Origin of the sequence: Streptomyces sp. NPDC087270, from assembly GCF_044744625.1 — a bacterium.
Classification (GTDB): Bacteria; Actinomycetota; Actinomycetes; order Streptomycetales; family Streptomycetaceae; genus Actinacidiphila.
In genome coordinates, this window is record NZ_JBIUYR010000017.1 from 134,727 (window position 1) to 161,114 (window position 26,388).

Consider the following 26,388-nt stretch of genomic DNA (forward strand, 5'->3'; position numbering starts at 1 on the left):
GGGCCGAAAGAAGGACTCCCCCGCCCCGCCCCCGCCCGCCGCCGCACCTGACGCGGCCGGGAGCGCCTAGCCTGGCGGCACCCCGGAAAGGTGGTGCCATGGATGCCGACTCCCTGATCAGGGCGGCGATCGAGGAGCACTGGCGCGCCTCGGAGCGCGGCGACATCGAAGCCGAGCACGCCCTCTACGCCACTGACGCGATCCTCGACTACCCGCAGTCGGGTGAGCGGTTCCGGGGCCGCGCGACGATCGCGGCGCAGCGCGGCGGGCACCCGGCCGACCGGCACTTCACCGTCCGACAGATCACCGGCCACGCCGAGTTGTGGGTGAGCGAGTGCACCATCACCTACGACGGTGTGCCGTCGTACACGGTGAGCGTCATGCAGTTCGCCGACCGGCAGGTGGTGCACGAGACGCAGTACTTCGCCGACCCCTTCCGCGCACCGGCCGGGCGGATCGCGCTCGCCGAGCCGATGCCGGGCCGGACCATCGACGGAGCATGATCCCGGGAGACGGGTAGAGCGGGTAAAGATCCTCGGCTTCGGCATATGCCGCCACCTGCCGCTATGCGATATGTGAGGCGCTGGTGGGGCGGTTGCCGCCCGGCCTGGGACGCGGGCAGACATCGCGCGTGTGACGTTGGTGAAGGCGATCACAAAGTCGCCGTCTCAGGAGTACTGGTGACCTCCGGGAACGTCCACTCTCCGACGGTGAACGTCACGGTCGACTGACGCATCGGAACTGACGCGCCATCAGCGTCGGCCGCGCGAACCGGTGGCACCCAGGGCCGCACCCAGGGCCGGCCCGCCCCCGCATCGCGCTCCACGCGACCCGCCCCCGCCCGGAACCCGGGCAGGGCGCGTCGCGTGGTCGCGGCGCTCCACCCGCAGGGCGCTACACCCGCGCGGGCGGGGTGTCCGCCCCGGCGAGCAGCTCGTCGGCGATGTGGTCGGCCCAGCGCACGATCCGGTCGCGGTCGCGGAAGTCCCCGCCCTTGCCCTGGGCCAGGAGCTGGCGGGCCACGAGGCCGCCGGCCCCCTCCGCGAGCCGGCCGCCGAAGGTGACGTGCTCCGCGCTGTCGACCCGCTCGGCGAGCCGGGCCACTCGCTCGACCGGCGGGATCGCCCGCGCCCCGGCGGCCCCGTCCAGCGGACCGCTGCTGAACAGCCACACCGGAACCCTCAGCAGCTCGTGCCGATGCCGCCGGACGAAGCGGACGGCGTCGCGCAGCCAGCGCCTTTCGTACAGTCCCGAGCCGAGGACGACAGCGGTGTAGTACGAGCAGTCGAGCGTTCCCCGGGCGGCCCGCACCTCGACCTCCAGGCCGCGCTCCCGCAGCCGCGCGCCGATCCACTCCGCGATCTGCGCGGTCGATCCGTTCTTCGACGCATAGCCGACGAGGACCCGATGGTCTGCGCCCATGAGCGTTCACCTCGTCCGGTCGCGCTGCCCGGTGCCTCCGCTTCCGCACGCCCCTCGTTCCGTACGCCTCTAGTTCATCATCGAACAATCGGGCTCGCGGCGCGACCGCGGCAGCAGCGCCAGGAGCTGTGCGGTGTGGCCGGGCAGTTCCGCTTCCGCCAGGCCCGTGACGAGGTCCCTGAGCGGCATCGGCCGGTCGACCAGGAGCTCGCCGTTGGACAGCAGCAACGTGGGGACCTGCGTGTCGAGTTCGGCCTCGCCGAGGGCGGGACCGGCGAGCGCGCACAGGGCGTCCGCTTGGTGGCGGACGCGGTCCCGCAGCCCCGCGCTGCCGCCGGCGCGCGCGATGGTGCGCGCGAGGGTCCAGGGGTCGAGCGCGACGCGGTTGTCGTAGGTCGCGCTCGACCCGGCGGCGACCAGGGCGACGGCGGCGAGGGTCGCGGCGTTGACGAGGGTGACGTGCGCGAGGATCTGGTCGGCGTCCCACTCGCCGGCCGGCGGCACGGAACCGGCGTCGGCGTCGGCGTCGGCGTCGGCCTCGGCACCGGCACCGGCATCGGCATCGGCATCGGCATCGGCCACGGTGGCGGCCGCGTCCAGCAGGGCGCGGTAGGCGTCCCGCAGCGGGGTGGTGTCCATCATGTCCGCTTCCTTCGGTCGGTGCGGGCGGTCGGTCGGTCGGTCGGTGCGGGCCGGGTCAGGCGTGTCCGCCGGAGGACATCTCCCAGGGGGCCTGCGGCAGCACGTCGCCGGTTTCGAGCAGCGACTTGAGGTTCGCCAGCACGGCCGGCCAGCCCTGCGAGATCCCCTTGCGCATGTCCTCGTCGGGCAGATTCTCGTGGGTCACGGTGAGGCGGACGATGTCCTCGTGCGGCTCGACGAGGAAGGTGACGACCGAGGGCTCCCTGGTGGTCCGGGCGTCGGGGAGGTCCTCGAAGGTGATGACCAGGCGGGTCGGGGGCTCCGCCTCGATCACCTTGCCGACGACGTCGACGGCGCCTGATCCGTCGGTCCGCCGGTGCTCCCAGGGCGAGCCGGGCTGCCAGTCCGAGACGTTGGCGTGCCCCCAGTAGCGCGCCGTGAGGTCCGCGTCCGTCAGGGCCCGCCACACGTGCTCCGCGCTCGCGCGGATGTAGGTGACGTAGACGTAGGTCGGCACGGTCGTGGGTGCGTCGTTCATGGCGTACTCCTCTGCTCGGTTCCTGATGGCGCTGATCGCTTGCAGGCGGGGCCGGTCGAACCCCGAGATCCAGCGCTCCTCGATCTCGTGGATCGGCGTCGGGTCCAGGTAGTGCAGCCGCTCCCGTCCGCGTCGTACGACGGTCACGAGGCCGGCCCGGACCAGGACGTCGAGGTGCTGCGTCGCCGACTGGCGTGCCATGTCCAGCCGCTCGCACAGCTCGCCCAGCGTCTGGCCGTTCTGCTCGCGCAGCCGGTCCAGCAGCAGGCGCCGGGTCGGGTCGGCCAGTGCTTTGAACACCGCGTCCATCGCTCTCGGGAAGCTCACTCCCCCATTATGCAGGTATTCACCTGCATAATGCCAGCCGCGACCGCCGCCGCGCCCCGCACCACCCGCGAGCCCGGCCGCGCGGCGGTGGGCGACGCCCCGCACCCCGCCCGCCCGGTGCGGTCGCCCCGATGCCCCAATCCACCACCCAGGCCGACCTCCTGACGTATCGTCAGAGCGGGACGTCCTGCCCGTCCCGTCCCCGCCCGCCGACCACCGAGGACACCGCGGATGACCACCGACATGCCCTATGCCACCGGCAGCACGTGGGACCGGATCGAACGCGCGCTCCTGGCCGCCGGGCACCCGCCCGGCGGCTCCCTGAGCCCGTCCGACCTCGACTTCCTGGAGGAGTTCCACCTCCTCGGCCGCCTCGCGACCGACTCCCTGGTCCGGCTCGCGGAGGTGACCGCCGGGGACCGGGTGCTCGACGCGGGCAGCGGAGTGGGCGGCACCGCGCGCCACCTCGCGGGGCAGGTCGGCTGCCAGGTGGCGACCGTGGACCTCACCCCCGAGTACTGCGACACCGCCCGCCGGCTCAACGCGCGGACGGGCCTGGGCGACCTGATCGACGTCCGCGAGGGGGACGTGCTCGACCTGCCGTTCCCCGACGGCGCGTTCGACGTCGTCGTCAGCCAGCACGTCCAGATGAACATCGCCGACAAGGCGCGGCTGTACGCCGAGGCGTCCCGGGTCCTGGCGCCGGGCGGCCGGCTGGCGCTGTGGGACGTGGTGGCCGGCCCCGTCCGGCCGCTGCGCTTCCCCGTGATGTGGGCCGAGCGCCCGGAACTGAGCCACCTGGTGACCCCGGAGGTCCTGCGGCAGATCCTGCGGGCGGCCGGGTTCGAGGTCCGCGCGTGGAACGACCTGACGGCGGACTCGGCGGCGTTCACGCGCGCGCTCCTGGCCGAGCCGCTGCCCCCGCTCGGGCTGCAGGTGTACGTCCCGGACTTCGAGCGGAAGCTGGAGACGTATCTCGGCAACCTGGAGCAGGACCGGGCCCGGCTCCTCCAGGCGGTACTCGTCAAAACCGGCTGAGCGGCGGCCGACCGAGCCGAAGCCGGCCGGCTGCCCCGGCTGCCCCGGCTGCCCCGGCTGCCGCCCGGGCCGCGTGAGCCGTGTGAGCTGCGTGAGCCGCCTGGTCAGCGCCGCGTCCGCGGCCCCGTGGGCGGACCGGGCGGCGGCACGCTTGGTTAGGCTGCGGCCATGACCGAGTCGTTCCCCGCTGCGGTTCGGGGCTGGTGGCGGCCGGGCGGCCGGTATCTCCTGCGTACCGGGCGCCGCGCGCTCCTGGAGTCGTCGTACCTGCTCACCGCGCCCGTGGCCGCCGCGGCCGGCCTGCTGCTGGTGCTGGGCGGCCTGGGTGTCCGGGCGGCCGGTGCGCTGCGGCCGGGCGGGCCGCGGGTCCCGGCGTGGGCGCTGGCACCGGTGCGGTGGTTCGCCGACGTGGAACGGTGGCGGATCGCCGCGGTCCGCCCCCTCCCCGCCGGGGCGCGGCGCCCGGGCGCGGGGCCGAAAGTGTCCGGGCCGAGGAAGTTCCGTCCGGAGGGGGCCACGCCGAGGGAGACGGTCGCCGGGGCCGACCCGGGGCTGTGGCTGGAGGTGGCGCACCCGGTGGTCGTACTCCCCCTCGCCCTGGTCACCGCGGCCGTCACGGCACTGTGGTGGTTCGTCGGCGTCAGCGGCGCCACGGCCGCGCTGCGCTACCAGTACGCGCCCTCCGGGTCGCGGCACATGCGGCCCATGTCCCTGTACGCGGGCAGCGACCGCTCGCATGTCGCGTTGAGCCTGGGACTGGCGTCACCGGCCGAGCGGGCCGCGTTCGGGACCGCGCTCGGCGTCCTGGTGCTGGTCACCCTGCCGCTGGTGACGCGGGCGTGCGTCGCCGCCCAGACCGGGCTCGGGCGGTCGCTGCTGTCCGGCGCGACCGCGGTGCACCGCCGGATCAGCGGGCTGGAGCAGGAACGCGACACCGCGCGCGCCCAGACCGTCGCCGCGGTGACGGCCGAGGCGAGCGCGCTGCGCCGGCTCGAACGCGACATCCACGACGGGCCGCAGCAGCGACTGGTGCTGCTGGCAATGGAGTTGGGCCGCGCCCAGCGCCACCTCGACAGCCGGCCGGAGGCGGTCAGGGCGGCGCTGGCCGACGCGATCGTCCAGACCCAGGAGGCGCTGGAGGAACTGCGCGGCCTCTCGCGTGGCATCGCCCCGCCGATCCTCGTCGACCGCGGCCTGCGCGAGGCGCTCACCGCGCTGGCCGCGCGCTCCACCGTCCCGGTCGAGATCGACGCCGAACCGCTGGAGCGCCGGCTGGACGCCGCCGTCGAGACGGCCGCGTACTTCGTGGTCGCCGAGGCGCTGACCAACGTGGCCAAGCACAGCCGCGCCGGCCGGTGCACGGTCGGGCTGCGCTACGCTGCGGGCGTCCTGCGGGTCCGGGTGACGGACGACGGAGCGGGTGGCGCGGCACTGGACAAGGGGCACGGGTTGCGGGGACTGGACGACCGGCTGCACGCGGTCGGCGGCCGGCTGCGGATCAGCAGCCCCGAGGGCGGCCCGACCACGATCACCGCGGAGTTGCCGTGCTGACCCCGTACGGGACGGCGCCCGTACCGCCGCTGGAAGGCGCCGCCCGCGACCCGCTGCGGATCGTGGTGGCCGACGACGCGGTGCTGCTGCGCGAGGGCCTGGTCCGCCTGCTCGCCGAGGACGGCCACGAGGTGGTGGCCGCGGTCGGCGACGGCCCCGCCCTGGTCGAGGCCGTGCTGCGGCACCGCCCCGACGTCTCGGTCGTCGACGTGCGGATGCCGCCCACCCACACCGACGAGGGCCTGCGCGCGGCGATCACCGCCCGCTCGCAACTGCCCGGCGCCCCCATGCTGGTGCTCAGCCAGTACGTGGAGGCGTCCTACGCCGCCGACCTGCTGGCGGACGGCGCCGGCGCGGTCGGCTATCTCCTGAAGGACCGGGTCGCCCGGGTCGAGGAGTTCCTGGACGGACTGGCCCGGGTCGCCCGCGGTGCGACGGTCCTCGATCCGCAGGTCGTCGCGCAGTTGCTGACCGGGCGGCGCCGCGAGAGCGCCCTCGCGCGGCTGACCGCCCGCGAACGGGAGATCCTGGCGCTGATCGCCGAGGGCCACTCCAACGCGGCCATCGCCCGGCGGCTGGTGGTCTCCGCCAGCGCGGTCGAGAAGCACATCGGCAACGTCTTCACCAAGCTCGGGCTGCCGCCCGACGACGCCCGGCACCGGCGGGTGCTCGCAGTCCTCGCCTACCTCAGGGCCTGACCGGGCGGGGGGTGGGGCCAGCCACACCCCGAACCCTCCGGCCTGCTCCGGTGACCGGGGTCCCGCCGGTACGCGACGGTGGTCCGCATGACAGCGAGACCTCACTTCCCGGGCATGCCGCGGCGGCCCAGGACCCGGCACGGCCGGCGCCGTACACCCTTCGTCGTGGCCTTCGCGGTGGCGGCGGCCCTGCTCGCCCTGGCCGGCCTGGCCTGGATACCCGGACCGGCGCGGGCGGTACGGGCCGCCGCCCCGGTCACGGCCTCGACCCCGGCCTCAACCCCGTCCCCGGCCCGTACCGCCGGCGCCGAGGCCCGCCTGGTGGACCGTGTGCCCACGCCTGTCCTGCGCTGGACGGCCTGCCGCAAGACCGACGCGTGCGCGACCGCCCGCCTCCCGCTGGACTACGGCAAGCCGCTCGGCGCGACCATCGACGTGGCGCTGCTGCGGGTCGGGGCGAAGGACCCCGCGCACCGCCTGGGCACGCTCTTCGTCAACCCCGGCGGGCCCGGCGACTCGGCCAGGGACTTCGCCGCGTTGCTGCCGCAGGGCGTGAGCCAGCCGATCCTCGACCGGTTCGACATCGTCGGGGTGGACCCCCGCGGGGTCGGCGGCAGCCGGCAGATCCGGTGCTTCGGCACGACGGCGCGGCAGGCCCGCGCACTGGGCCCGCTCACCTCCGCCCCCTTTCCCGTGACGGCGGCCGAGCAGCGCTCCTGGGTCGGCGCCGCCGAGACGTTCGGCCGGGCCTGCGCGACCACCGGCCGGCAGGTCGCCTCGGCGATGTCCACCACCCAGGACGCCCGCGACATGGACGTGCTGCGGCGGGCCGTGGGCGACAGCAAGCTGACCTACCTCGGCGAGTCTTTCGGGTCCTACCTCGGGCAGGTCTACGCGAACATGTTCCCGGACCGGGTCCGGGCGATCGCGCTCGACGGCATCGTCGACCCGCAGGCGATCGCCGGCACAGCGGCCCGCGCGGATCAGCCGGTCTTCGACCGGATGGGCTCCGCCGCCGCCGGCTACCGCGCGCTGCACGAACTGCTCGACCGCTGCGGGCGGGCCGGGCCGTCCGTCTGCTCCTTCGCCGACGCGGACCCCCAGGCCCGGTTCGGCCGGCTGGCCGATCGGCTGCGGGCCCACCCGCTGCGCCTCGCCGCGCCCGGTGTCACCACGACCACCTACACGTACGCCAACCTGGTGCGCGACACGGAGCAGTGGCTGCACGACCCGGACGGGTACGTCGGCCTGTTCGCCGACCTGACCGACCTGGCGCGGCTCACCGCGCCCGGCAGCGCGGGCGCCGATCACGCCGCCGTGGTCCGGCGCTTCCTCGCGCGCCACCCCGCCGCGCAGCCCGCGGCGGGCTACGACAACCGGCTCGAAGCCTTCTCCGGGAAGGTGTGCGCGGACGGTCCGCACGCCGCGCGCGCCGCGTCGTGGCCGGCCGCCGCCGCGGCGGCGGACCGTGACGCCCCGTACTTCGGGGCGTACTACGCCTGGCTGAGCGTGCAGTGCGCGGGCAGCACCTGGCCCGCGCAGGACGAGGCCGTCTACCGGGGCCCGTTCGACCGGCGCACCGCCGCGCCCGTGCTGGTGATCGGCGACCTGTGGGACCCGGTGACCAGTTACGACAGCGCGGTGAAGGTGGCCGGGCTGCTGCCCAACAGCCGGCTGGTCTCCAGCGACAGCTGGGGCCACGAGGCATTGGGGACATCGGCCTGCGTGGACGACACGGCGTTCGACTACCTGCTCAGGCCGCTGGCCCGCGCCCCGAAGGTCACCCACTGCCGCGGCGACGTCCAGCCCTTCGGCCCGGCGCCGTCCACCACCTGAACCGCCCGCCCGGCCCGGCCGGCCTGCCCCGGCCCGTGCTCATGCCCTCAGCGTGCCTCGGCGATCAGTTCGGGCCCGTCGTTGCGGACGCTGTTGACGGTGGGCGGGACCGGGCGCAGGTCCAGGTCGCCGTCGGACGGGAGCGCCAGGAGGGCGCGCAGGTCGTCCGGGGCGTGCTGGTCCGGGTCGAGCCACTCGGCGTAGTGCTCGGGGGCGATCGTGAGGGGCATCCGGGGGTGGACCCGGCCGGAGGAGTCGGTCGCGTCGGTGGTGATGATCGTGCAGGAGACGATCCACTCCCGCTCGTCCTCCGGCAGCGACCGGTCCCGCCAGAACTCGTAGAGGCCGGCCATCGCCAGCAGCGAACCGTCGGCCGGGTGCAGGTAGTACGGCTTCTTCGCCGCCTTCCTGTGCTCGGTCGCCGGGACGGTCTCCCATTCGTAGTAGCCGTCGGCGGGGAGCAGGCAGCGCCGGGTGGCGAACGCCCTGCGGAAGGCGGGCTTCTCGTGGACGCTCTCGGCCCGCGCGTTGATCAGCTTCGCCCCCGAGGACGGCGACTTCGCCCAGGACGGCACCAGCCCCCAGCGCAGCGGGCGCAGCTGCCGGACCGGCTCGGCGGCCTCCTCGCCCCTGCGTTCCACCACGCCCCACACCTGGTCGGTCGGGGCCACGTTCCAGCTCACCGCCGGCGCCTGCTCCCCCTCCCTGACCTGCACCTGGGCGGCGAACGCGGTCGCGAGATCCTGCGCGGCCCTGGCCGCGACATACCTTCCGCACATCCCTCCACCGTGCCACGCCCGCCGCCAGGTGGGGATCATCGCGCAGCCGTCCGGCGTACCCGGCGCGCCGACCGGGGTCGGACTCCCGGCGAACGGTCGATATCTGAAGGTATGACGAGACGATTGAAGCCATGGCGGTTCGGCCTGCCCCGGGTCGGGACCGCGAGGGTCACCGCGGCCGCGCTGACCCTCGCGCTCGGCGCCGGGGCGGCCCTGTCGCTGGACACCAGCGCCCACGCCCAGCCCCGCGCCGGCGGCACGCCCCTGATCGGCGAGACGTTCACCCAGGCCACCGCGCCGGACTTCACCGGTGTGGGGTCGGCCTGCCTGACCGGGGCCGCCGCCGCGCCGGCGCCGGGCCCGGGGGACCATCCGCTGGGTGGCTGCCCGGACGGGACCGGGCCGGTGCCGCCGGCCGACGGGGCGCCGCACGGCTACCTGCGGCTCACCGACGCGTCCAACGACCAGTCAGGAGCGGTCCTCTACAACCACGCGCTGCCCGCCACGCAGGGTCTCGACGTCACCTTCGACCAGTGGCAGTACGGCAGCACCACCCCGGCCACCCCCGCCGACGGCATCTCGTTCTTCCTGGTCGACGGCGACCGCGCGCTGACCCACCCCGGGGCCTTCGGCGGCAGTCTCGGCTACGCCCAGAAGCTCCCCGACGACGACCCCGCCGCCACCTTCCTGCCCGGCGTGGACGGCGGCTACCTCGGCGTCGGCCTCGACGTCCTCGGCAACTACTTCGGTGACTGGGAGCACCGCGGGAACGGCTGCGCCGACCGGTCCCCCGCCGGGACCCAGTTCCGCGTGCCGGCCCCCGGGGCCAACATGGTCACGCTGCGCGGCCCCGGCGACGGCACCGAGGGCTACTGCTTCCTGACCGCCACCACGAACAACTTCAGCACCACCGGGCCCTGGCCCTCGACCCTTCCCGGGCGGTTGCAAGGGCCCCTGACCGAGCTGCCGGCGGGCGCCACCCCGGTCCAGGCCGAGACCGCGCTCGAACCGTCGCGCCGCCGGGTCCACGTGCAGATCACCCCGGCGCCCGACCCGGTGGTGGACGTCTCGGTGGACTTCAACGACGGCACCGGCCCCCACCAGGTGCTGAGCACCCCCGCACCGCAACCGCTGCCCGCCACGTACAAGTTCGGGTTCGCGGCCTCCACCGGTCTGTTCACCGACGTCCACCTCATCCGGAACGTGGCCGTCAGCAGCGATCAGCCGCTGCCCCGGCTCGACCTGGTCAAGCAGGTGCGGCAGCCGCTGCCCGGCGACCTGGTGGCCGGCACGCGGGTCCCCTACGACTTCGTGGTCACCAACTCCGGCGGGACGGACCTCACCGGCCTCACCGTCGACGACCCGAAGACCGGTCCCGTGTCGTGCCCGACCACGACGCTCGCGCCCGGCGAGACGACGACCTGCACCGCGACGTACACGGTCACCGCCGCGGACGTGGCGCACGGCTCCATCGAGAACACCGCCACCGCCAGCGGCACCTCCGACGACCAGACGGTCACGTCACCGCCGTCGTCGGAGCACGTGCCGATCGAACTGCCGCCCGGCGTCGTGGTGGAGAAGAAGGCGCAGACCCCCGGACCGTACTCCGTCGGCCAGACGGTCGAGTTCTCCTACGCCGTACGCAACACCGGCGGCACGCGGCTGACCGGGGTCCGCGTCGACGACGACCACATCACCGGCGTCACCTGCGACGCCACCACGCTCGCCCCCGCGGGGAGCCCTGACGACAGCACCACCTGCCACGGCAGCTACACCATCACCGCGGCCGACGGAACGGCCGGCTTCGTCACCAACACCGCCACGGCGAGCGGCACTTCGGACGACCGCACGGTGACCTCCCCGCCGACCCAGCAGACGCTGCCGGTCGGGGCACCGCACCTCACCCTGAAGAAGCGCGTGGCGACCCCCGGCCCCTACGCCGCCGGCGACACCGTGCGGTACACCTACACCGTCACCAACACCGGCAGCACGGACCTCCACGACGTGCTGGTCAGCGACGACCGCGTCACCGGCATCACCTGCGACGCCACCACGCTGGCGCCCGGGGCGAGCACCACCTGCCAGGGCAGCTACACCATCACCAAGGCCGACGCCGAGGCATGCGGGAAGGCCGAGGGGACGACCAAGGGCAAGGGCGGGGACGGCTGCGACTGCCCGGTCACCAACGTGGCCGTGGCCGCCGGGACCGATCCGCACGGCAACCAGGTCGCCAGCCGGCCCGCGAGCGTCACCATCACCGTCGGCAGCGCTCCGCGCCCGCGGCCCCCGCACCACGAACCGCCGCACAAGAAGCCGTCGCACGGCAAGCCCGTCCACCGGAAGCCCGCGCACCAGGACCAGCACGCGTAAGGGGCGTGCCGGTCAGGGCGGAGTGTCGCGGCCGGCGTCCGCGGGAAGTCGCAAGGTGACGCTCAGGCCGCCCTCCGTGCGGGCCGTCGCCGTGGCGCTGCCGCTGTGGGCGCGGGCGACGGCCCGCACGATGGACAGGCCCAGTCCCGTGCCGTCCGGAAGGTCGCGCGGGCCGCTGCGGCGCCGGGTGCGGTCGCCGCGGTTGAACGGCTCGAACAGCTTCTCCACGTGGTCGGGTCGCAGGGCAGGCCCGTCGTTGACCACGGTGAGCCGCGCCGCGCCGTCGCCGGTCGGGGCGGCGGTGACCCGTAACAGGCCACCCTCGCTGTTGTAACGGACCGCGTTCTCCAGGAGGTTGGCGACCGCGATGCCCAGCAGCGCGATGTTCGCGAGCAGCGGGGTGGAGACGAGGTCGGTCTCCAGGCGCAGGCCCCGCACCCGGACCCGGCCGGCGACCTGGTCGAGCGCTTCCGCCGCGACGTCGGCGAGGTCGTCCTCGACCAGGTCGGTGGCGCCGCGCTCGGAGCGGGCGAGTACCAGCAGCGCGGCGATCAGCCGCTGGGCGCTCCCGGTGGCGTCCGCGACGTCGGCCGCCATGGTGCGCCACTGCGCCTCGGTGACGACGGGTTTGGCGAGGGTGACCTCGACGGCCGCCCGGGTCAGCGCCAGCGGTGTGCGCAGTTCATGGCTGGCGTTGGCGACGAACCGGCGTTGGGCGCCGAAGGCGCGGTCGAGGCGTTCGAGCATCTCGTCGAAGGTGTCGCCGAGTTCCCTGAGTTCGTCGGACGGCCCGGACAGGCGCAGCCGTTCGTGCAGGGTCGCGTCGGTGGCCTTGCGCGCGGCGGCGGTGATCTCGGCGATCGGCCGCAGCAGCCGGCCCGCGACCCACCAGCCCACCAGGGTGGACAGCGCGACGACGACCGTCAGCAGCAGCAGCGCGATGACCAGCAGGCGCGACGCCGCCGCGTCACGGATCTGGTCGGACAGGCCCACGAAGTTGTCGTGGTCGGGGTCCAGGCTGCCGGGTATCGCGGAGGCGGGCAGCGGGCGGAAGATCTCGTGGTAGAGCGCGGTGGTCATGGCCAGCACCAGGGCGCTGCCGCCGACCGTGAACAAGGCGGCGTAGGTGAGGGTGAGGCGCGTGCGAATGGTCAGGGACGGCCGACGCAGCCGGCGCACCATACGACGCAGCCGGCCGGCCGTGGGGCCGGGCGCGGTCACCGGGCGATCCGGTAGCCGGCGCCCACGAGGGTTTCGATCAGGTCGGGCGGGCCGAGCTTGCGCCGGAGCCGGTTGACGGTCACCCGTACGGTGTTGGTGAACGGGTCCGCGTTCTCGTCCCAGGCCCGCTCCAGGAGCTGTTCATGGCTGAGCACCGCCCCGTCCGCGGCCAGCAGCAGCCGCAGCACGGTGAACTCCTTGGCGGTGAGGGGCACCGGCCGGCCGCCGCGCACCACGGTCCGCTGCAACGTGTCCATCGTCAGGTCACCGCAGACCAGGGTCACTCCGTGCGATCCCTTGCGTCGGCCCAAGGCCCGCACGCGCAGCGTGAGTTCGGCGAAGGAGAAAGGCTTGCCCAGGTAGTCGTCGGCGCCGAGGGCCAGCCCGTCGACGCGGTCGTCGATGCCCGACAGGGCGGTGAGCATGAGGATCATCGGCGGTTCGGCCCGGCCCGCGAGTTCCGCGCAGACCTCGTCGCCGGACCGGCCGGGCAGGTCGCGGTCGAGGATGAGGACGTCGTAGCCGCCGTTGATCTCGACCTTGGTCAGCGCGTCGTCGCCGTCGTGGCTGACGTCCACCGCCATGCCCTGGTCACGCAGCCCTTCGGCTATGACGGCCGCCAGCCGCTGCTCGTCCTCGACTATCAGGATACGCATGGCCTCATCCTGTCCCCTGGCCGCTTTCCCCGGCCGCCGGCTCCCCTTCCAGGCGGATCAGGCCGGCCAGACCGGAGGTGGCGTGGATACGGCCCCGGGTGTCGACGCTCAGCGCCTGGTACGGGGTGGCGGCGGCGAGGCGGTCGAGCCAGGCACGGGCGCGCGCGGTGGTCGGCTGCGCCATCGCTGCCGCGGCATGGAGGTCGGCCCGGGCCAGGTCGGGGCCGGTCACGGTGACCTGGGTGAGGCCGGTGGCACCTGGTCCGGTCGCGGGCGCGCGGACGGAGGCGGCGCGCTCGGCGGCCTGGCAGGTGGCGACCGCTCCTTCGAGGATCTCCAGCGTGGCGAGCAGCCCGCCCGTCACGCGCGGGTGGGCCAGCCGCACCCGCCAGGCGGCGCCGGCGCCGGCATCGGATCGCAGCCGCAGGTCGCCGCCCGCGTTCAAGACGTGCCGGGACAGCCCGCGGGCGGCCAGCAGCACGCTCGCGCGTTCCGCCGCCCAGCACTTGACCGCTTCGCGCGGATCGAACCGCGGAACCCCGCCGTCCTGTCCTGTGAGTACGCGCCCGCGCCCGTCCTGGCCGCGTCCGTCCTGCCCGCGCCTGTCCTGGCCGCGCCTGTCCTGGCCGCGTCCGGCGCGGCCTCCGCCGTCCCAGGCGGCTGAAGCGCGCTCCCCGACGGCCCGCAGCGTCTCGCACAGCTCCCGCGCCTCGTGGCTCTCCCGCCCGCCGAGGTGGCCGTCGAGGTCGGCGGCGCCGAGCAGTCCCTCGCAGATCAGGCGGACCGAACTGCCCTGCCGGGGAGCGCAGATGGCCTCCTCGACGCGGTGCAGCAAGGCGAAGGCGGCCCCTGTCGCGCGGTGGAAGGTGCCGAAGTCGACGGCGTCCGGGGCCGCGATCGAGATCCTGGCGCCCAGGACGCCTTCCCTCGCGGTGCGCACCGGTCAGCGCCCGGCCGCGGAGTGGGCCGCCCGCCGGGACCGCGCGCGGGCGGCCGACGCGTACGCCGTGCCGTGCGGCGCGCCGTACACCGTGCCGTGCACGGCGCCGTACACCACGCCGGGACGTAACGGTCCTCGCAACGGCCGTCGCAGCGGCGGCACGGTCCGGGCACGGTGCCGGCCGTCCGGACGGCTGAGCGCACCACTCGTCCTCGTCATGGCAGCTTCTTCCAGCAGGCGGGCTGGTTGCCCGTCCACTGTTCCCGCCGCGACCTAACGTCCGGGTAACACGTCCGCCGGCGGACCTCCCCCGGGTCAGGCGCGGCGGGCGGCCCATACGGTGCGTTCGGTGCGGACCGCGAGGTCGTCGCGGCGCAGGATGCTGAAGGGGCCGCCGGTGTCGAGCAGTCGGTCGAGCGCGCTGAGGTCCTCGGCAGGAAGGGCGGAGGCGGCGCCGGCGCGCAGACGCTCAAGGCTGCTGAGCGCGTAGCGGCCGACGGCGTCGTCACGGGAGGCGTCGACGCGCACGCTGATCGTCCGCTCGCCCGCGGCGGCGAACCCGGCGGCGGCCAGCCTGGGGCCCCAGTCGGCGCCGCGGTGCGGCACGTGCTCGGCGTGGTGGCGTGCGAGGGCGGCGTGGCAGCGGTCCTCCAGGCCGGGCCGTTCCCGCGGCGCGTCGGCGGGCAGGAAGCGCGGGAAGCCGGCCAGTTCGACGACGGCGAACAGGCCGCCGGGCGCGAGCAGTTCACGGACCGCGCGCAGCGTGCGGTCGGGGTCGGCCAGGTGGTGCAGCGACGCCGACGCCCACACCAGCCCGGGCCGGCCGAGGTCGGGCCAATCCCCGTCGAGGTCGGCCGCCACCGTGCGCACCCGGTCGGCGACCCCGAGCGCCTCGGCCTTCTCCCGCAACCGCTCCAGGTGGCCCGCGGAGGCGTCCACGGCGGTCAGTTCCGCCGCGGGGAAGCGCGCGAGCAGGGCGAAGGTGCCGGCCCCCGTGCCGCAGCCCAGGTCCACGATGTGCCGCGGCTCGACGTCGAGCGGCAGCCACGCGGTGATGGCCGCGGTGTGCTCGGCGAGCACCTCCGCGTCCAGGTCGAGCAGCTCCGCCTGGCCGTCGGAGTCGGGGGTGTGCGGGGGAAGGGGGCGCGCGCCGTGCTGCGCCGGGTGCGCCGGGTCTGCTGTGCGAGCCTGCTGCGCCTGGTGTGCCTGGTGCGGGGAAGCGTGGGTCATACGGCCACGCTAGGAGGACCGCGCCGGCGCGGCACCACGGTTCCCGGGGTGCGCAAGACGAGGGCCGGATGGGCTGCCGGACGCGCAAGAGGCCGGGGGTGCCGGCTCAGGCGTCCTCACCGCGCTGGTGGCCGCGGCGCGCGTCGCGGTCGAAGATGCCCAGGATCTCGCAGGGCCCGCCCTCGGCGCCGATCGCGTGCGGCAGCATCGTGGGGAACTCCGCGGACTGGTTCGCCTCCACGCGGATGCGCCGGTTGCCGAGCAGCAGGACCGCGGTGCCGGACAGGACCACGAGCCACTCGCGGCCCGGATGGGCGCGCATGCGGGCCGGGTTGTCGGGCGGCGGGTTCGTCATGCGCTGCCGCAGCACGCTCATGCCCGGGTACGCCTTCATCGGCCAGCGCATCAGCCCGTGGGCCGCGTCGATCATCGGGCTGGTGATGACGTCGTCGGTGGCGGTCTCGACGAGCTGGTCCAGCGAGGTGTCCAGGGCCCGCGCGAGGGTGACGAGCTGGTCGAGCGCCAGCCGGCGCTGCCCGTTCTCGATCCGGCTGAGCGTGGACTGGCTGACCTTGGCCCGGCCGGCCAGTTCCTCCAGCGACCAGCCCTGCGCCACCCGCAAGGCCCTGATCCGTTTGCGTACCAGGCTTTCCAGCTCACCATCGTCTTGCGCCATAGGCAAGATCATATGCCCCTCTCGCAAGGCGTGCCTATCGTCGTGAGTACGCGTACGGCCCCGGAACAGCCGCGGCCGGCCAGAGGGAAAGGACGACGCCATGGCTGTGACCGCTTCCGGGTGGGAGACCGACCAGCTGCCGGGCGGGACGGTCGACGCCGTGGTGATCGGCGGCGGCGCCGCGGGACTGAACGGCGCGCTGATGCTCGCCCGCTCCCGCCGCTCGGTCGTCGTGATCGACAGCGGCACCCCGCGCAACGCACCCGCCGACGCCGTGCACGGCCTGCTCGGCCTGGAGGGCACCGCGCCGGCCGAGCTGCTGCGAAGGGGGCGCGAGGAGGTACGCCGCTACGGCGGCCTGGTCGTCGCCGGTGAGGTGGCCTCGGCCGCACCCGCCTCCGCTTCGACCCCCACCTCCGCTTCCACCTCCGCTTCCGCCTCCGCCTCCGCCGAGGGCAACGACCCGCGCTTCACCGTCACCCTCGCCGACGGCGGCGCCCTGACCGCGCGACGCCTGCTCGTCGCCACCGGGCTGCGCGACGTCCTGCCCGACGTGCGCGGGCTCGCCGAGCACTGGGGCCACGGCGTGGTGCACTGCCCGTACTGCCACGGCTGGGAGGTGCGCGACGAGTCCGTCGGGGTGCTGGCCGTGGGCTCCGCCTCGGTCCACCACGCCCTGCTCTTCCGCCAGTTGACCGACGACCTCGTCTACTTCAGCCGCGGCACCGAGCTCGACGGCGACACCCGGGCGCGCTTCGCCGCCCGCGGCATCCGGATCGTCGACGCCCCGCTGGAACGGGTCGTCACCGACCGGGCGGGCGGCATCGCGGGCGTGCGCCTGGCCGACGGGCACCTCGTGGCCCGCCGATTCCTCGCGGTCGTGACCCGCATGCTCGCCCGCACCGACGGGCTGGAGGGGCTCGGCCTTCCGATGGAGGACTTCCCCGGCGGAATGGGCCGCCGCTTCTCCGCCGGCCCGGCCGGCGTCACCGACGTGCCCGGGGTGTGGGTGGCCGGCAACGCCACCGACCTCACCGCCCAGGTCGGTGCCTCGGCGGCGGCGGGTGCGCTGGCCGGCGCCCACATCAACGCCGACCTGGCCGCGGCCGACACCGAGGCGGCGCTCGCGGCGGTGCGGCGCGACGACAGCGCCGCCTGAAACCCGCCGACGCCGACTGGCGCCGCCTGCCGCCGGTGAACGCCCAGCGGCCCCGCAACTCCCCGATCCCGTAGGCCCGTAGACCGGTGAACCCGCCCCCCGCGGCGCGTCGTATCCGCGCCCGCGCTACCGCCCGCGCACGTATCCGCGGACGAACGTGCCCCGCGGACCCGTTCACGACACCCGCCCTCGCGCCCGGCGACCGCCGCGCGCCGCTTGTCCGCATGCCCCTTTCCGCAGTCCCGCTGTCCGTTTCCCGCTGTCCGTTTCCCGCTGTCCGGAGGACCCCTTGAGTACGAACCCGTTCCCCCAGGTAGGCGCCGTTGATCCGGTCGGCGCGACCGGCGAGGGCGTGCCGGACGCCCGCCGGCGTCGCACCATCCTGGTGGCCGTCTGCGTCGCGCTGATGGCCGTGATCGCGTCGGTGTCCGGGCTCAACGTGGCGCAGCCGGACCTCGCGGTCGCGTTCGGCGCCTCGCAGAGCACCATCCTGTGGATCATCAACATCTACACGCTCACCCTGGCCGCGCTGCTCCTGCCGCTCGGCTCGCTCGGCGATCGGGTGGGCCGCAAACCGATGCTGCTGACCGGTCTGGCCGTCTTCGGTGCGGCGAGCGCGGCGGCCGGGCTCGCCCCGTCGACGGAGGTGATGCTCGCCGCGCGGGTGCTCAGCGGGGTGGGCGCGGCGATCATCATGCCCATCACGCTCGCCGTCATCACCTCCACCTTCCCGCCGGAGGAGCGCGGCCGGGCGATCGGCGTGTGGACCGGGGTCGCCGGAGGGGGCGGCATCGTCGGCATGTTCCTGTCCGCCGCCCTGGTGGACCTGGCGAGTTGGCGCTGGCTGTTCGTCCTGCCGGTCGTGCTCGTCGTCGTGGCGCTCGTGATGGCGCTGCGGTTCGTTCCCCACTCCCGTGAGCGGTCGGGGCACAGCTTCGACACCGTCGGCGCGCTGACCTCGATCGTCGCGGTGGTCGGCCTCATCCTCGTCCTCCAGGACGGTCCCGAACGCGGCTGGACCGCTCCCGCGACGCTGCTCGCCCTCGCCGTCGGGGTGGTCGCCGCCACCGCATTCGTGGCGTGGCAACTGCGCCTTCGCGACGCCGCGTTGCTGGACGTACGCCTCTTCCGCGCGCGCGGGCCGGCCGCCGGATCGATCACGCTGCTGGCGGTCTTCGGCGTGCAGGCGGGCATCTTCGTGGTCCTCTTCCCGTTCTTCCAGGCCGTGTTGGGCTGGTCCGGGCTGCTGTCCACGGTGGCGCTCATGCCCATGGCGGTGCTCATGATGCTCACCTCCGGCCTCGCGCCCAAGCTCGCCGCGCGGATCGGCGGCCGGTCCACCATGGCGGCCGGCGTCTTCCTGGCCGGTGCCGGGCTGGCCCTGATGGCGGCGCTCGTCTCCGTCAGCGGCGGCTACCTGTCGGTGCTGCCCGGCATGCTCGCGATGGGGATCGGCATGGGACTGTCGATGACGCCCTCGACGGAGGCCATCACCAGCGCGCTGCCGCGGGAGCGCCAGGGCGTGGCCTCCGCGCTCAACGACGTCACCCGGGAGTTCGGCACCGCGCTCGGCGTCGCGCTCCTCGGCGCCCTGCTGTCCGCCGGGTACCGCCATGCCATCGACGGGCGGCTCGACGGCGTACCCCGCGGCTCCGCCGCCACCGCGCGCGAAGGCGTCGCCAACGCGGTCGAGGCCGCGAACGGCGCCGGCACCCACGCCCACGAACTGGTCGACGCGGCCCAGCGGTCCTTCGTCGACGGCTGGCAGCGGGCCATGTGGGCGGGCGTCGCCGTCATGGCCGCCCTCTTCCTCTACCTCCTCGCCCGCGGCCCGCTCCGCCCCGCACCCACCTCGACGGACCGACCGACCCCCGCCGAACCCGTCTCCCCCGCCGCCGTCCCCGTCTCCCCCGCCGGCGCCCTCCCGCCCTCGGGCGGCCCGGACCCGGCGTGACGATCGCGCCGGCAGGCATCTCGGCGACCCCTCGGGCACGACCTCTGGTGGACCGTGCGCCGGGCGTGCGGGTCCAGCGGGTGCGCGTCGGGGGACGGTCAGCGGGGGGCGCGGCGCAGGGCGGTGAGGAAGGCGGGGCCGTTCGGGGTGCCGACGCCTGTCATCGTGTCGTAGCCCTTGGCGGTGACCTGCTGGGTCTGGGCGGGGTCCTGGGCGTCGAAGACGTCGATGCCCGGGCTGGTCCCGGCGCCGTCGGCCGCGATCCAGGCGCTCCGGTCCTGCTGCGGCGCCGAGGGGCGGATCGGCAGGACGTCGTGGAGGGCTCGGGTGCCGGCCAGGCGGTAGAGCAGCGGGTTGATGAAGCCGAAGGGTTCGCGGCCCTGCTGCGCGTCGGCGACCAGCCCGGCGATCAGCGGGCACGCCAGGCTGGTGCCGGCGTTCGGCATCGTGTGGTACGGCCCCGGCTTGCCGTGGCTGACCGTGTCGATGTAGCCGGTCAGCATGCCGGTGTCGGGGTCGGCGTCGGCCGCGATGTCGGGCACCGCCCGGCCGGTGACGGTCTGCTTGCCGACCCGGACCCGCGCCATCGACGGGGGCACGACGCCTTTCTGGTAGGCGGGTTGCCGGTACACGCCACTGGTGCCTCCGCCGCCGCCGCTGATGCCGACGTCGGTCCACTTGCCGCCGTCCAGGTAGCCGTAGTCGTCGGACCAGCCGGTCTCGAACACCCGGTTCCCGGCCGGCCCGAGGCCGACGGTGGTGCCGCCGACCGCGACCGCGTACGGGTCGGAGTCGGTGACCGTCAGGCCGGTGGTGTCACCGGACGCGAAGTACATGCCGACCCCCTCGGCGGCGGCCCGCACGTCGATCGCGTGCACGGTCTTCGCCGGCACCTCTCCCAGCGGGATCTGCCACGAGTTGGACACGAGGGAGGCCCGCGGACGGTCGCCCTTCCCGTTCAGTACCGCGAGCGCGGCGTCGAGCAGCGCCTGGTCCTCGTCGCAGCCCTGGCCCACGACCATCAACTGGTCGGCGCCGGGCGCCATCGCGTAGACCGCCTCGGAGTCCATCTCCGCCTCGTCGTCGACGGCGGGCCCGTCCGCCGCGTCGCGGGCCCGGGTCGGCGACGCGCAGGCGCTGCCGGCGGTGACCTGCCTGAACTGGGAGCGCTTCGGCAGCGGCAGGTGGTTGCTCTTCGCGTAGTCCGTCAGCGTCTGGAACATCGCGGTCGGCGATGTCTCCTCGGTCAGGGCGACGGTCTGGCCCTTGCCGGTGGCCGTCCACGTCGCCCCGTAGGCCGCGCGCAACTGGGCGGCGGAGTAGCCGCAGATCGGGAGCGACGCCTTGGTCAGCCCCCGGTAGGCCGGGTGGAAGCCGTGCACGTGCTGCGCCCAGGAGCGGGAACACGTCGCCGGCTTCGAGGAGTTCGAGGAGTCCGGGGAGTTCGGGGAGTCCGGGGAGTTCGATGCCGTCGGAGCCGTCGGGGCCGACTGAGCGGTGCCGCGTCGTGCCGCGGAACCGTCGCCGAGCCCGGTCACGCCCAGCACGTCGGGCGCGAGCGCGGCCGGCACCGACACCTCGCGGTCGTTGGACTGGAACTCCGCGCCACCGCCCGCCGCGTCCTTCGCGCGGTACCGGCCGATCCGCACCTGGAACGCCGACTGGACCGCGGACACCGGCCCGGTCGCCGAGACGTAGTCACGCCCGCCGTCGACGTGAACGGCCTTGAGCCCCTTGGCGGTCAGCCACGACGCGACCGCCTCGGCGCGTGCGGCCGTAGGGGCGAACCGCGCGGTGTAGGCGCTCGGCGCCAGGTAGTGCCGGTACTCGGCGTTGCCCGGCGTGGCGACCGCGTCCGCGAACGCCTCGGCGCCCGCGAGGTCGGGCGCCAGCCACACCTGGACGGTCATCGCCTGGGAGGAGGGCGCGGCCCCGACGAGAGTCGCGGCGGGCACCGCCGGGGAGACCGAGCCCGGCACCGTGGCGGTGGACGCCGCGCGTGCGGTGTCGGGCGCCCCCAGCACCGCGCCCGCGGCCATCACGGCAAGGCAGGCGGCCACGGCACGCGCCGCTCCACGACCACCGCCGTCGGCCGCGGCCGTCGCCGTTCCCCGCTCACGCCGGCGCTCTCGTCCCATCGGTCCCTCGCTCCTCCGCAACCGCACCTGCCCCGGCGGCATCCGCCCCCGCTCTGTGTACAACGCACCCCGGCCGCCCCCGGTTGCGGCAGGCCGGCGGTCGCGACCCGGTCGGCCGTACGCGTCTCCCCGCCGGCGCGGCGGGAGGGGGTCAGTGGCCACCGGTGAGCGCGCCGCTGAGGTCGCCGTGCACCCGGGCGCTGTGCTCGTCGAGCCCGACGATCTCCACGGCCTTGCCGCGGCCCGCGTACTTGGTGGTGATCGCATCCAGAGCCGCGACGGAGGAGGCGTCCCAGACGCGGGCGCCGCTGAGGTCGATGACGACCCGGTCAGGGTCGCCGGCGTAGTCGAACCGGGCCACCAGGTCGTTGGCGGAGGCGAAGAAGAGCTGGCCGGTGACGGCGTAGACGACGCTCTTCCCGTCGGGGTCGAGGACCGCGGTGACGTCGGTGAGTCGGGCGACCCGGCGGGCGAAGATCACCATGGCGAGGACCGTGCCGACCACGACACCGATCGACAGGTTGCCGGTGGCCACCACCACGGCGACGGTGACGACCATCACGGTGGTCTCGCCGATCGGCATCCGCTTCAGCGTGGCGGGCTTGACGGAGTGCCAGTCGAAGGTGCCGACCGACACCAGCACCATCACCGCGACCAGCGCGGCCATCGGGATGCGGGAGACCACCGGCCCGAGGACGATGCACAGGATCAGCAGGAAGAACCCCGCCAGGAACGTGGACAGCCGGGTTCGGGCGCCGTTCTTGACGTTGATCATGGTCTGTCCGATCATCGCGCAGCCGCCCATGCCGCCGAAGAGCCCGGTGACGATGTTGGCCACGCCCTGCCCGATGGACTCGCGGGTCTTGTTGGAGGGGGTGTCGGTGATGTCGTCCACGAGCTTGGCGGTCATCAGCGTCTCCATCAGGCCGACCAGTGCCATCGCCAGCGCGTAGGGCGCGATCACGGTCAGCGTGTGCGGGTCGAACGGTACGTCCGGCAGTCCCGGCGCCGGCAGCGACGACGGCAGCCTGCCCTTGTCGCCGACCGTCGGCACCGAGATCCCCGCCGCCACCGTGACCACCGTCAGGATCACGATGGACACCAGCGGCGCGGGCACCGCCTTCGTCAGGCGCGGGAAGAACACCATCATCGCCAGCCCCGCGACGACCAGCGGATACACCGCCCAGGGGACGTCATGGAGGTTGGGGATCTGCGCGGTGAACAGCAGGATGCCCAGCGCGTTGACGAAGCCCACCATCACCGAACGCGGCACGAACCGCATCAGCTTGGCCACCCCGAGCGAGCCCAGCACGATCTGGAAGACGCCGGCCAGGATCACCGTCGCGATCAGGTAGCCGAGTCCGTGGTGGCGGACGACCGGTGCCACGACCAGCGCGACGGCGCCGGTGGAGGCGGAGATCATCGCCGGCCGCCCGCCGACGAACGCGATGACCATCGCCATCGTGCAGGCCGCGAAGAGCCCGACCTTGGGGTCCACACCGGCGATCACGGAGAACGAGATCGCCTCGGGGATCAGCGCCAGTCCGACCACCAGGCCGGCCAGCACCTCCACCCGGAAGACGTTCGGGGACAGCCAGGGCGGTCGGGGCAGGCCGCGAGGACGCACGGGCACGTTCGAAGGCGAGGGCGGAGGGGGCGGAGGGGGCGAGGGCGATGTCAGCAAGACCGGGTGCCTGTCGGGCTCGGGCGCGGCCGGTCACGGCCGCGCGAGGAGGACGCGCGGGGCCGAGGCGGCGGTGCGCGGATCGCCCGTCGGGGCGGGCGGAGGTCGGGGAAGTGGCGTGCGGCCGGGGGGAGTTCGGCAGCGGGCCGGCATGCGGCGCGGGGTCCGATGGGGCGACGAGGGGGTGCCCGGCGTCGGCCGGGCGCACGGCGGCCGACCGGCTCAGCGCGCGGGCGGCCTCATGGCCTCACGGCGGACAGCAGGCGGCAGCGAGCGGCTGGGACATGCGCACGCCTCGTCTCTCCTGCTCGCGGGTTCGGCGGGGGCGTCGTCGGCCCCGACATGGCAGCGCGCGAGCACGGAAGCCCGCACACTGGTGGGGGGCGGCGCGGGCCGCCCTCACCATCGGAAACTCTACCCTAACGTTAGGGTAGAGATGGCTGGCGATCGGCCCGCGGCACGTGACGTCGGCGTGACGTCCCAGCGAAGAGAACCCACGGAAGAGAAGGGGCCGGGAACACGGTCGTGGACAGCAGGCACATGCAGATCGGCGAGGTGGCCGAACGGACCGAACTGTCCCTGCGAACCATCCGGCACTACGAGGAGACCGGCCTGGTCACCCCCTCCGCCCGGTCCCAGGGCGGCTTCCGCCTCTACACCGAAGCCGACGTCGCCCGCCTGATGGTCATCCGCCGGATGAAGCCGCTCGGCTTCACCCTGGAGGAGATGCGCGACCTGCTGGCGGCCACCGACCGCCTGGACACCCCGGCCCCCTCCCCCGCCGAGCGCGAGGCCCTGCTCGAACGCGTCAGGGCGTACGAGCAGACCGCCGCGACGAAGATCCAGGACCTGCGGGTCCAGCTGGCCCGGGCCGAGGAGTTCGCCGCCACCCTCCGCACCCGGCTGGAGCAGGGCGCCCGCCCCTGAGCACCCGCTCCCGGACACCCGACACCCGCCCCTGGATGCCCCCGGCCCGCCGGATACGGCCGTCCGGCGCGTGGGGGGGCGTGCGCGCGGGGTGCGCCGCGCCCATGACGTGCGGCCCCGCGGTCCTTATCCTGATCCTGCTCGGGCCGTATCGGACGGCGGGAAGCGGGAGTCGCGCATGCGGGCGTGGGAGGACACGGCTGTCGAGGTGGCGGGCGGGCGGCTGGCGGTACGGCGATGGCCGGGCCGGCCGGGCGCGGGCGTGGTGCTCGCCGCGCACGGCATCTCCGGGAACGGGCTGTCCTGGGCGCTGGTCGCCGAGGCGCTCGGCGACGTGGAGGTGATCGCCCCCGACCTGCGCGGGCGCGGGCACAGCCGGGACCTGCCGGGCCCGTACGGCATGGCGCGGCACGCCGAGGACCTGGTGGCGGTACTCGACCATTTCGGGATCGGGCGGGCGGTGCTGGCCGGCCACTCGATGGGCGGGTACGCCGCGTGCGCCGCGGCCCGGCGCGACCCGGGGCGCTACAGCGAACTGGTCCTCGTGGACGGCGGGTTGGGCGTCCCGGTGCCGGCGGGGGCGGACGTCGACGCGATGCTGCGCTCGGTGCTCGGCCCGGCGATGGCCAGGCTGGACATGGAGTTCGCCGACCGGGCGGCCTACCACCGGTTCTGGGCCGGGCATCCGGCCTTCGGCCGGCTCGGCGGGCCGGCGCTGGCCCGGTACCTGGAGCGCGACCTTACCGGCGAGGAGCCGCACCTGCGCTCGGCGTGCCGGGCGGCGGCGGTCCGGGAGGACGGCAGGGACCAGCTGCGCAACCCCGAGGTCTTCGCCGCGATCCACGAACTGACCCTGCCCGCCACCTTGTTGTGGGCCGAGCGCGGGTTGCGGAACGAGCCGGTGGGCCTGTACCCGCCGGAGGTGATCGCCTCCAGCGGGCTGGCCGACGAGGGCGTGGACGTGTGCTTCGTGCCCGACGAGAACCACTACTCGCTGCTGCTGGGCGGGTCCGGGTCCCGGACCGTAGCCGGCCACCTCGCCGAGGCGGCCGGCCGCGCGACGTAGTCGGCCCGCCGACGCTCCGCGGTCGCCCCGCCGAAACGCCCCTCCAGGCGTACGCCCGGGGCCGGTTCGGCCGGCCGCGGGCCGTCACACCGCGGGAATCGCCTCGCCCGCGGAGACGGCCACGCCCGCAAGGATCTCGACCGGGCCCAGCGGGATCGGCTCGAACACCGCCGGCTGATCCCGGACCCGCCTGCCCCACCGGTCCCGACGAGGCGCCGCCGGCCCCACGGATTGCGGCTCAGGCCAGGCCGTACGGCAACTCCGGCTGGATGTCGGCGAGTTCGAGCAGCCGGTTGTACTTCGCCACCCGCTCGCCCCTCGCCGGCGCCCCCGACTTGAGCTGACCGGCACCCGTACCCACCACGAGATCGGCGATGAACGTGTCCGCCGTCTCCCCCGAGCGGTGCGAGACCATCCGGGTGTAGCCCGCGTCACGGCAGATCCGCATCGCCTCCAGGGTCTCGGTGACGGTGCCGATCTGGTTGACCTTGATCAGCGCGGAGTTGCCGACCTTCCGGTCGATCGCCTCGGTGATGATCGCCGGGTTGGTGACGAAGATGTCGTCCCCCATGATCTGGACCTCCTCGCCCAGCCGCGCCGTCAGCCGGACCCAGCCGTCCCAGTCCCCCTCGGCGAGCCCGTCCTCGATGCTCCGGACCGGGAACCGCCCGACGATCTCCTCGTACCGGTCGATCAACTCGTCGGAGGAGAGCCGCTCGCCGGCCACCACATAGTGGTCCTCGTGCCAGAACTCGCTCGCCGCCGGGTCCAGGGCGATCGCCACGCCCTCCCGGCCCGCGGTGTAGCCGGCGTCCTCGATCGCCTCGACCAGCAGGCCCAGCACCTCCTCCGGGCTGTCGATGGCGGGCGCGAAACCGCCCTCGTCACCGAGTCCGGTCGCATGGCCGGCCGCGGCCAGCCGCGCCTTGAGCCGCCCGTACACCTCGGCACCGGCCCGTACCGCTTCGGCGAGACCCGGCGCGCCCAGCGGGGCGAGCATGAACTCCTGGAAGTCCAGGGCGTTCGCCGCGTGGGCGCCGCCGTTGACGACGTTGAAGTGCGGCACCGGAAGCCGCGGTGGCGTGTGAGCCACCGCCGACAGCGACTCCCACAACTCCGCGCCCCGCGCCGCGGCCTCCGCACGCGCCGCCGCCATCGAGACACCGATGATCGCGTTGGCACCCAACCGCGACTTGGTCGGCGTCCCGTCCAGCTCGATCAGCGCGGCGTCGACGTCCGCCGCCGACCCGAAGTCCCGCCCGGCCAGCGCCTCCGCGATCTCACCGTTGACCTGCGCCACCGCCCTCGACACACCCTGCCCGCCGAACCGCGCCGGATCGCCGTCACGCAGCTCCACCGCCTCACGGCTGCCGGTGGAAGCACCCGAGGGCACCCCCGCCCGCACCCGCGTCCCGTCCGCGGTGGCCAGGGTCACCGCGAGCGTCGGGCGAGCCCGCGAGTCCAGGATCTCGACCGCGTGCAACTCGGAGATGCGCAAAGTCATGGCTGGTCCGTTCTCGGGGCGCGGGGCGTCGT

The 26,388-nt window shown here is 74.6% G+C and carries 23 protein-coding genes; 10 read left to right on the plus strand and 13 right to left on the minus strand.

The window, feature by feature from the left end; genetic code table 11:
* Positions 1 to 98 precede the first annotated feature (98 nt).
* Entirely contained in the window at positions 99 to 503 is a 405-nt protein-coding gene (locus ACIPAE_RS29620) for a nuclear transport factor 2 family protein (RefSeq protein WP_402449273.1), read from the plus strand.
* Positions 504 to 894: 391 nt separating this feature from the next.
* On the opposite strand, the gene ACIPAE_RS29625 is transcribed toward ACIPAE_RS29620, so the two are convergent.
* The 3 genes from ACIPAE_RS29625 to ACIPAE_RS29635 form a co-directional block, all read right to left on the minus strand.
* Complete coding sequence (locus tag ACIPAE_RS29625; protein ID WP_366412926.1) at positions 895 to 1,422, minus strand: flavodoxin domain-containing protein; 528 nt, start codon at positions 1,420 to 1,422, stop codon at positions 895 to 897.
* 69 nt (positions 1,423 to 1,491) lie between these two features.
* On the minus strand, positions 1,492 to 2,064 hold the full coding sequence (locus ACIPAE_RS29630) for a hypothetical protein (protein WP_402449276.1): 573 nt from the start codon (positions 2,062 to 2,064) through the stop codon (positions 1,492 to 1,494).
* A gap of 55 nt (positions 2,065 to 2,119) precedes the next feature.
* Entirely contained in the window at positions 2,120 to 2,911 is a 792-nt protein-coding gene (locus ACIPAE_RS29635) for a metalloregulator ArsR/SmtB family transcription factor (protein ID WP_329374519.1), read from the minus strand.
* A 249-nt stretch (positions 2,912 to 3,160) separates the two neighbouring features.
* Between ACIPAE_RS29635 and ACIPAE_RS29640 the strand changes: the two genes are divergently transcribed.
* From ACIPAE_RS29640 to ACIPAE_RS29655, 4 genes are all read left to right on the plus strand, one after another.
* On the plus strand, positions 3,161 to 3,967 hold the full coding sequence (locus tag ACIPAE_RS29640; RefSeq protein WP_329372428.1) for a class I SAM-dependent methyltransferase: 807 nt from the start codon (positions 3,161 to 3,163) through the stop codon (positions 3,965 to 3,967).
* Between the two features lie 168 nt (positions 3,968 to 4,135).
* A complete protein-coding gene (locus ACIPAE_RS29645; RefSeq protein WP_402449279.1) occupies positions 4,136 to 5,518 on the plus strand; it encodes a sensor domain-containing protein in 1,383 nt (460 codons plus the stop codon).
* Between the two features lie 53 nt (positions 5,519 to 5,571).
* The gene (locus ACIPAE_RS29650; RefSeq protein ID WP_329374517.1) at positions 5,572 to 6,216 is read left to right on the plus strand and encodes a response regulator transcription factor; all 645 of its coding nucleotides are present in this window, start codon (positions 5,572 to 5,574) and stop codon (positions 6,214 to 6,216) included.
* 87 nt (positions 6,217 to 6,303) lie between these two features.
* Complete coding sequence (locus tag ACIPAE_RS29655; RefSeq protein ID WP_402449282.1) at positions 6,304 to 8,052, plus strand: alpha/beta fold hydrolase; 1,749 nt, start codon at positions 6,304 to 6,306, stop codon at positions 8,050 to 8,052.
* Between the two features lie 47 nt (positions 8,053 to 8,099).
* Here ACIPAE_RS29655 and ACIPAE_RS29660 read toward each other — a convergent pair whose 3' ends face one another.
* Positions 8,100 to 8,831, minus strand: coding sequence for an SOS response-associated peptidase (locus tag ACIPAE_RS29660; protein ID WP_402449284.1), 732 nt, complete (start codon positions 8,829 to 8,831; stop codon positions 8,100 to 8,102).
* A 111-nt stretch (positions 8,832 to 8,942) separates the two neighbouring features.
* Between ACIPAE_RS29660 and ACIPAE_RS29665 the strand changes: the two genes are divergently transcribed.
* A complete protein-coding gene (locus ACIPAE_RS29665; RefSeq protein WP_402449287.1) occupies positions 8,943 to 11,201 on the plus strand; it encodes a hypothetical protein in 2,259 nt (752 codons plus the stop codon).
* Between the two features lie 12 nt (positions 11,202 to 11,213).
* Here the strand turns inward: ACIPAE_RS29665 and ACIPAE_RS29670 are convergent, their stop codons facing one another.
* From ACIPAE_RS29670 to ACIPAE_RS29695, 6 genes are all read right to left on the minus strand, one after another.
* On the minus strand, positions 11,214 to 12,422 hold the full coding sequence (locus ACIPAE_RS29670) for a sensor histidine kinase (RefSeq protein WP_402449289.1): 1,209 nt from the start codon (positions 12,420 to 12,422) through the stop codon (positions 11,214 to 11,216).
* Positions 12,419 to 13,078 carry a response regulator transcription factor gene (locus ACIPAE_RS29675; protein WP_329372416.1) on the minus strand — a complete coding sequence of 220 codons (660 nt, stop codon included), beginning with the start codon at positions 13,076 to 13,078 and terminating at the stop codon, positions 12,419 to 12,421. The genes ACIPAE_RS29670 and ACIPAE_RS29675 overlap by 4 nt, the downstream gene beginning before the upstream one ends.
* Positions 13,079 to 13,082: 4 nt before the next feature.
* Positions 13,083 to 14,018, minus strand: a complete 936-nt coding sequence (locus ACIPAE_RS29680) for an FAD:protein FMN transferase (RefSeq protein WP_402449291.1) — start codon at positions 14,016 to 14,018, stop codon at positions 13,083 to 13,085.
* A 3-nt stretch (positions 14,019 to 14,021) separates the two neighbouring features.
* Entirely contained in the window at positions 14,022 to 14,237 is a 216-nt protein-coding gene (locus tag ACIPAE_RS29685) for a hypothetical protein (RefSeq protein WP_402449293.1), read from the minus strand.
* Between the two features lie 96 nt (positions 14,238 to 14,333).
* Positions 14,334 to 15,248: a class I SAM-dependent methyltransferase gene (locus tag ACIPAE_RS29690; RefSeq protein WP_402449296.1), complete on the minus strand. Its 915-nt coding sequence runs from the start codon at positions 15,246 to 15,248 to the stop codon at positions 14,334 to 14,336.
* Positions 15,249 to 15,354: 106 nt separating this feature from the next.
* Positions 15,355 to 15,924: an XRE family transcriptional regulator gene (locus tag ACIPAE_RS29695; protein ID WP_366412915.1), complete on the minus strand. Its 570-nt coding sequence runs from the start codon at positions 15,922 to 15,924 to the stop codon at positions 15,355 to 15,357.
* Between the two features lie 100 nt (positions 15,925 to 16,024).
* Here ACIPAE_RS29695 and ACIPAE_RS29700 point away from each other — a divergent pair, with 100 nt between their 5' ends.
* Positions 16,025 to 17,083, plus strand: coding sequence for an NAD(P)/FAD-dependent oxidoreductase (locus tag ACIPAE_RS29700; protein ID WP_402449299.1), 1,059 nt, complete (start codon positions 16,025 to 16,027; stop codon positions 17,081 to 17,083).
* A gap of 289 nt (positions 17,084 to 17,372) precedes the next feature.
* Positions 17,373 to 19,037, plus strand: a complete 1,665-nt coding sequence (locus ACIPAE_RS29705; protein ID WP_402449301.1) for an MFS transporter — start codon at positions 17,373 to 17,375, stop codon at positions 19,035 to 19,037.
* Positions 19,038 to 19,135: 98 nt separating this feature from the next.
* On the opposite strand, the gene ACIPAE_RS29710 is transcribed toward ACIPAE_RS29705, so the two are convergent.
* Entirely contained in the window at positions 19,136 to 21,175 is a 2,040-nt protein-coding gene (locus ACIPAE_RS29710) for a protease pro-enzyme activation domain-containing protein (RefSeq protein WP_402449304.1), read from the minus strand.
* A 151-nt stretch (positions 21,176 to 21,326) separates the two neighbouring features.
* Positions 21,327 to 22,808: a SulP family inorganic anion transporter gene (locus ACIPAE_RS29715; RefSeq protein ID WP_402449307.1), complete on the minus strand. Its 1,482-nt coding sequence runs from the start codon at positions 22,806 to 22,808 to the stop codon at positions 21,327 to 21,329.
* Positions 22,809 to 23,384: 576 nt separating this feature from the next.
* On the opposite strand from ACIPAE_RS29715, the gene ACIPAE_RS29720 reads away from it, so the two are divergent.
* Together ACIPAE_RS29720 and ACIPAE_RS29725 are read left to right on the plus strand one after the other, a co-directional pair.
* Complete coding sequence (locus tag ACIPAE_RS29720) at positions 23,385 to 23,786, plus strand: MerR family transcriptional regulator (RefSeq protein ID WP_329372400.1); 402 nt, start codon at positions 23,385 to 23,387, stop codon at positions 23,784 to 23,786.
* A 178-nt stretch (positions 23,787 to 23,964) separates the two neighbouring features.
* The gene (locus ACIPAE_RS29725) at positions 23,965 to 24,852 is read left to right on the plus strand and encodes an alpha/beta hydrolase (RefSeq protein ID WP_366412911.1); all 888 of its coding nucleotides are present in this window, start codon (positions 23,965 to 23,967) and stop codon (positions 24,850 to 24,852) included.
* A 238-nt stretch (positions 24,853 to 25,090) separates the two neighbouring features.
* On the opposite strand, the gene eno is transcribed toward ACIPAE_RS29725, so the two are convergent.
* Positions 25,091 to 26,356: a phosphopyruvate hydratase gene (gene eno / locus ACIPAE_RS29730; protein ID WP_329372396.1), complete on the minus strand. Its 1,266-nt coding sequence runs from the start codon at positions 26,354 to 26,356 to the stop codon at positions 25,091 to 25,093.
* Positions 26,357 to 26,388 lie beyond the last annotated feature (32 nt).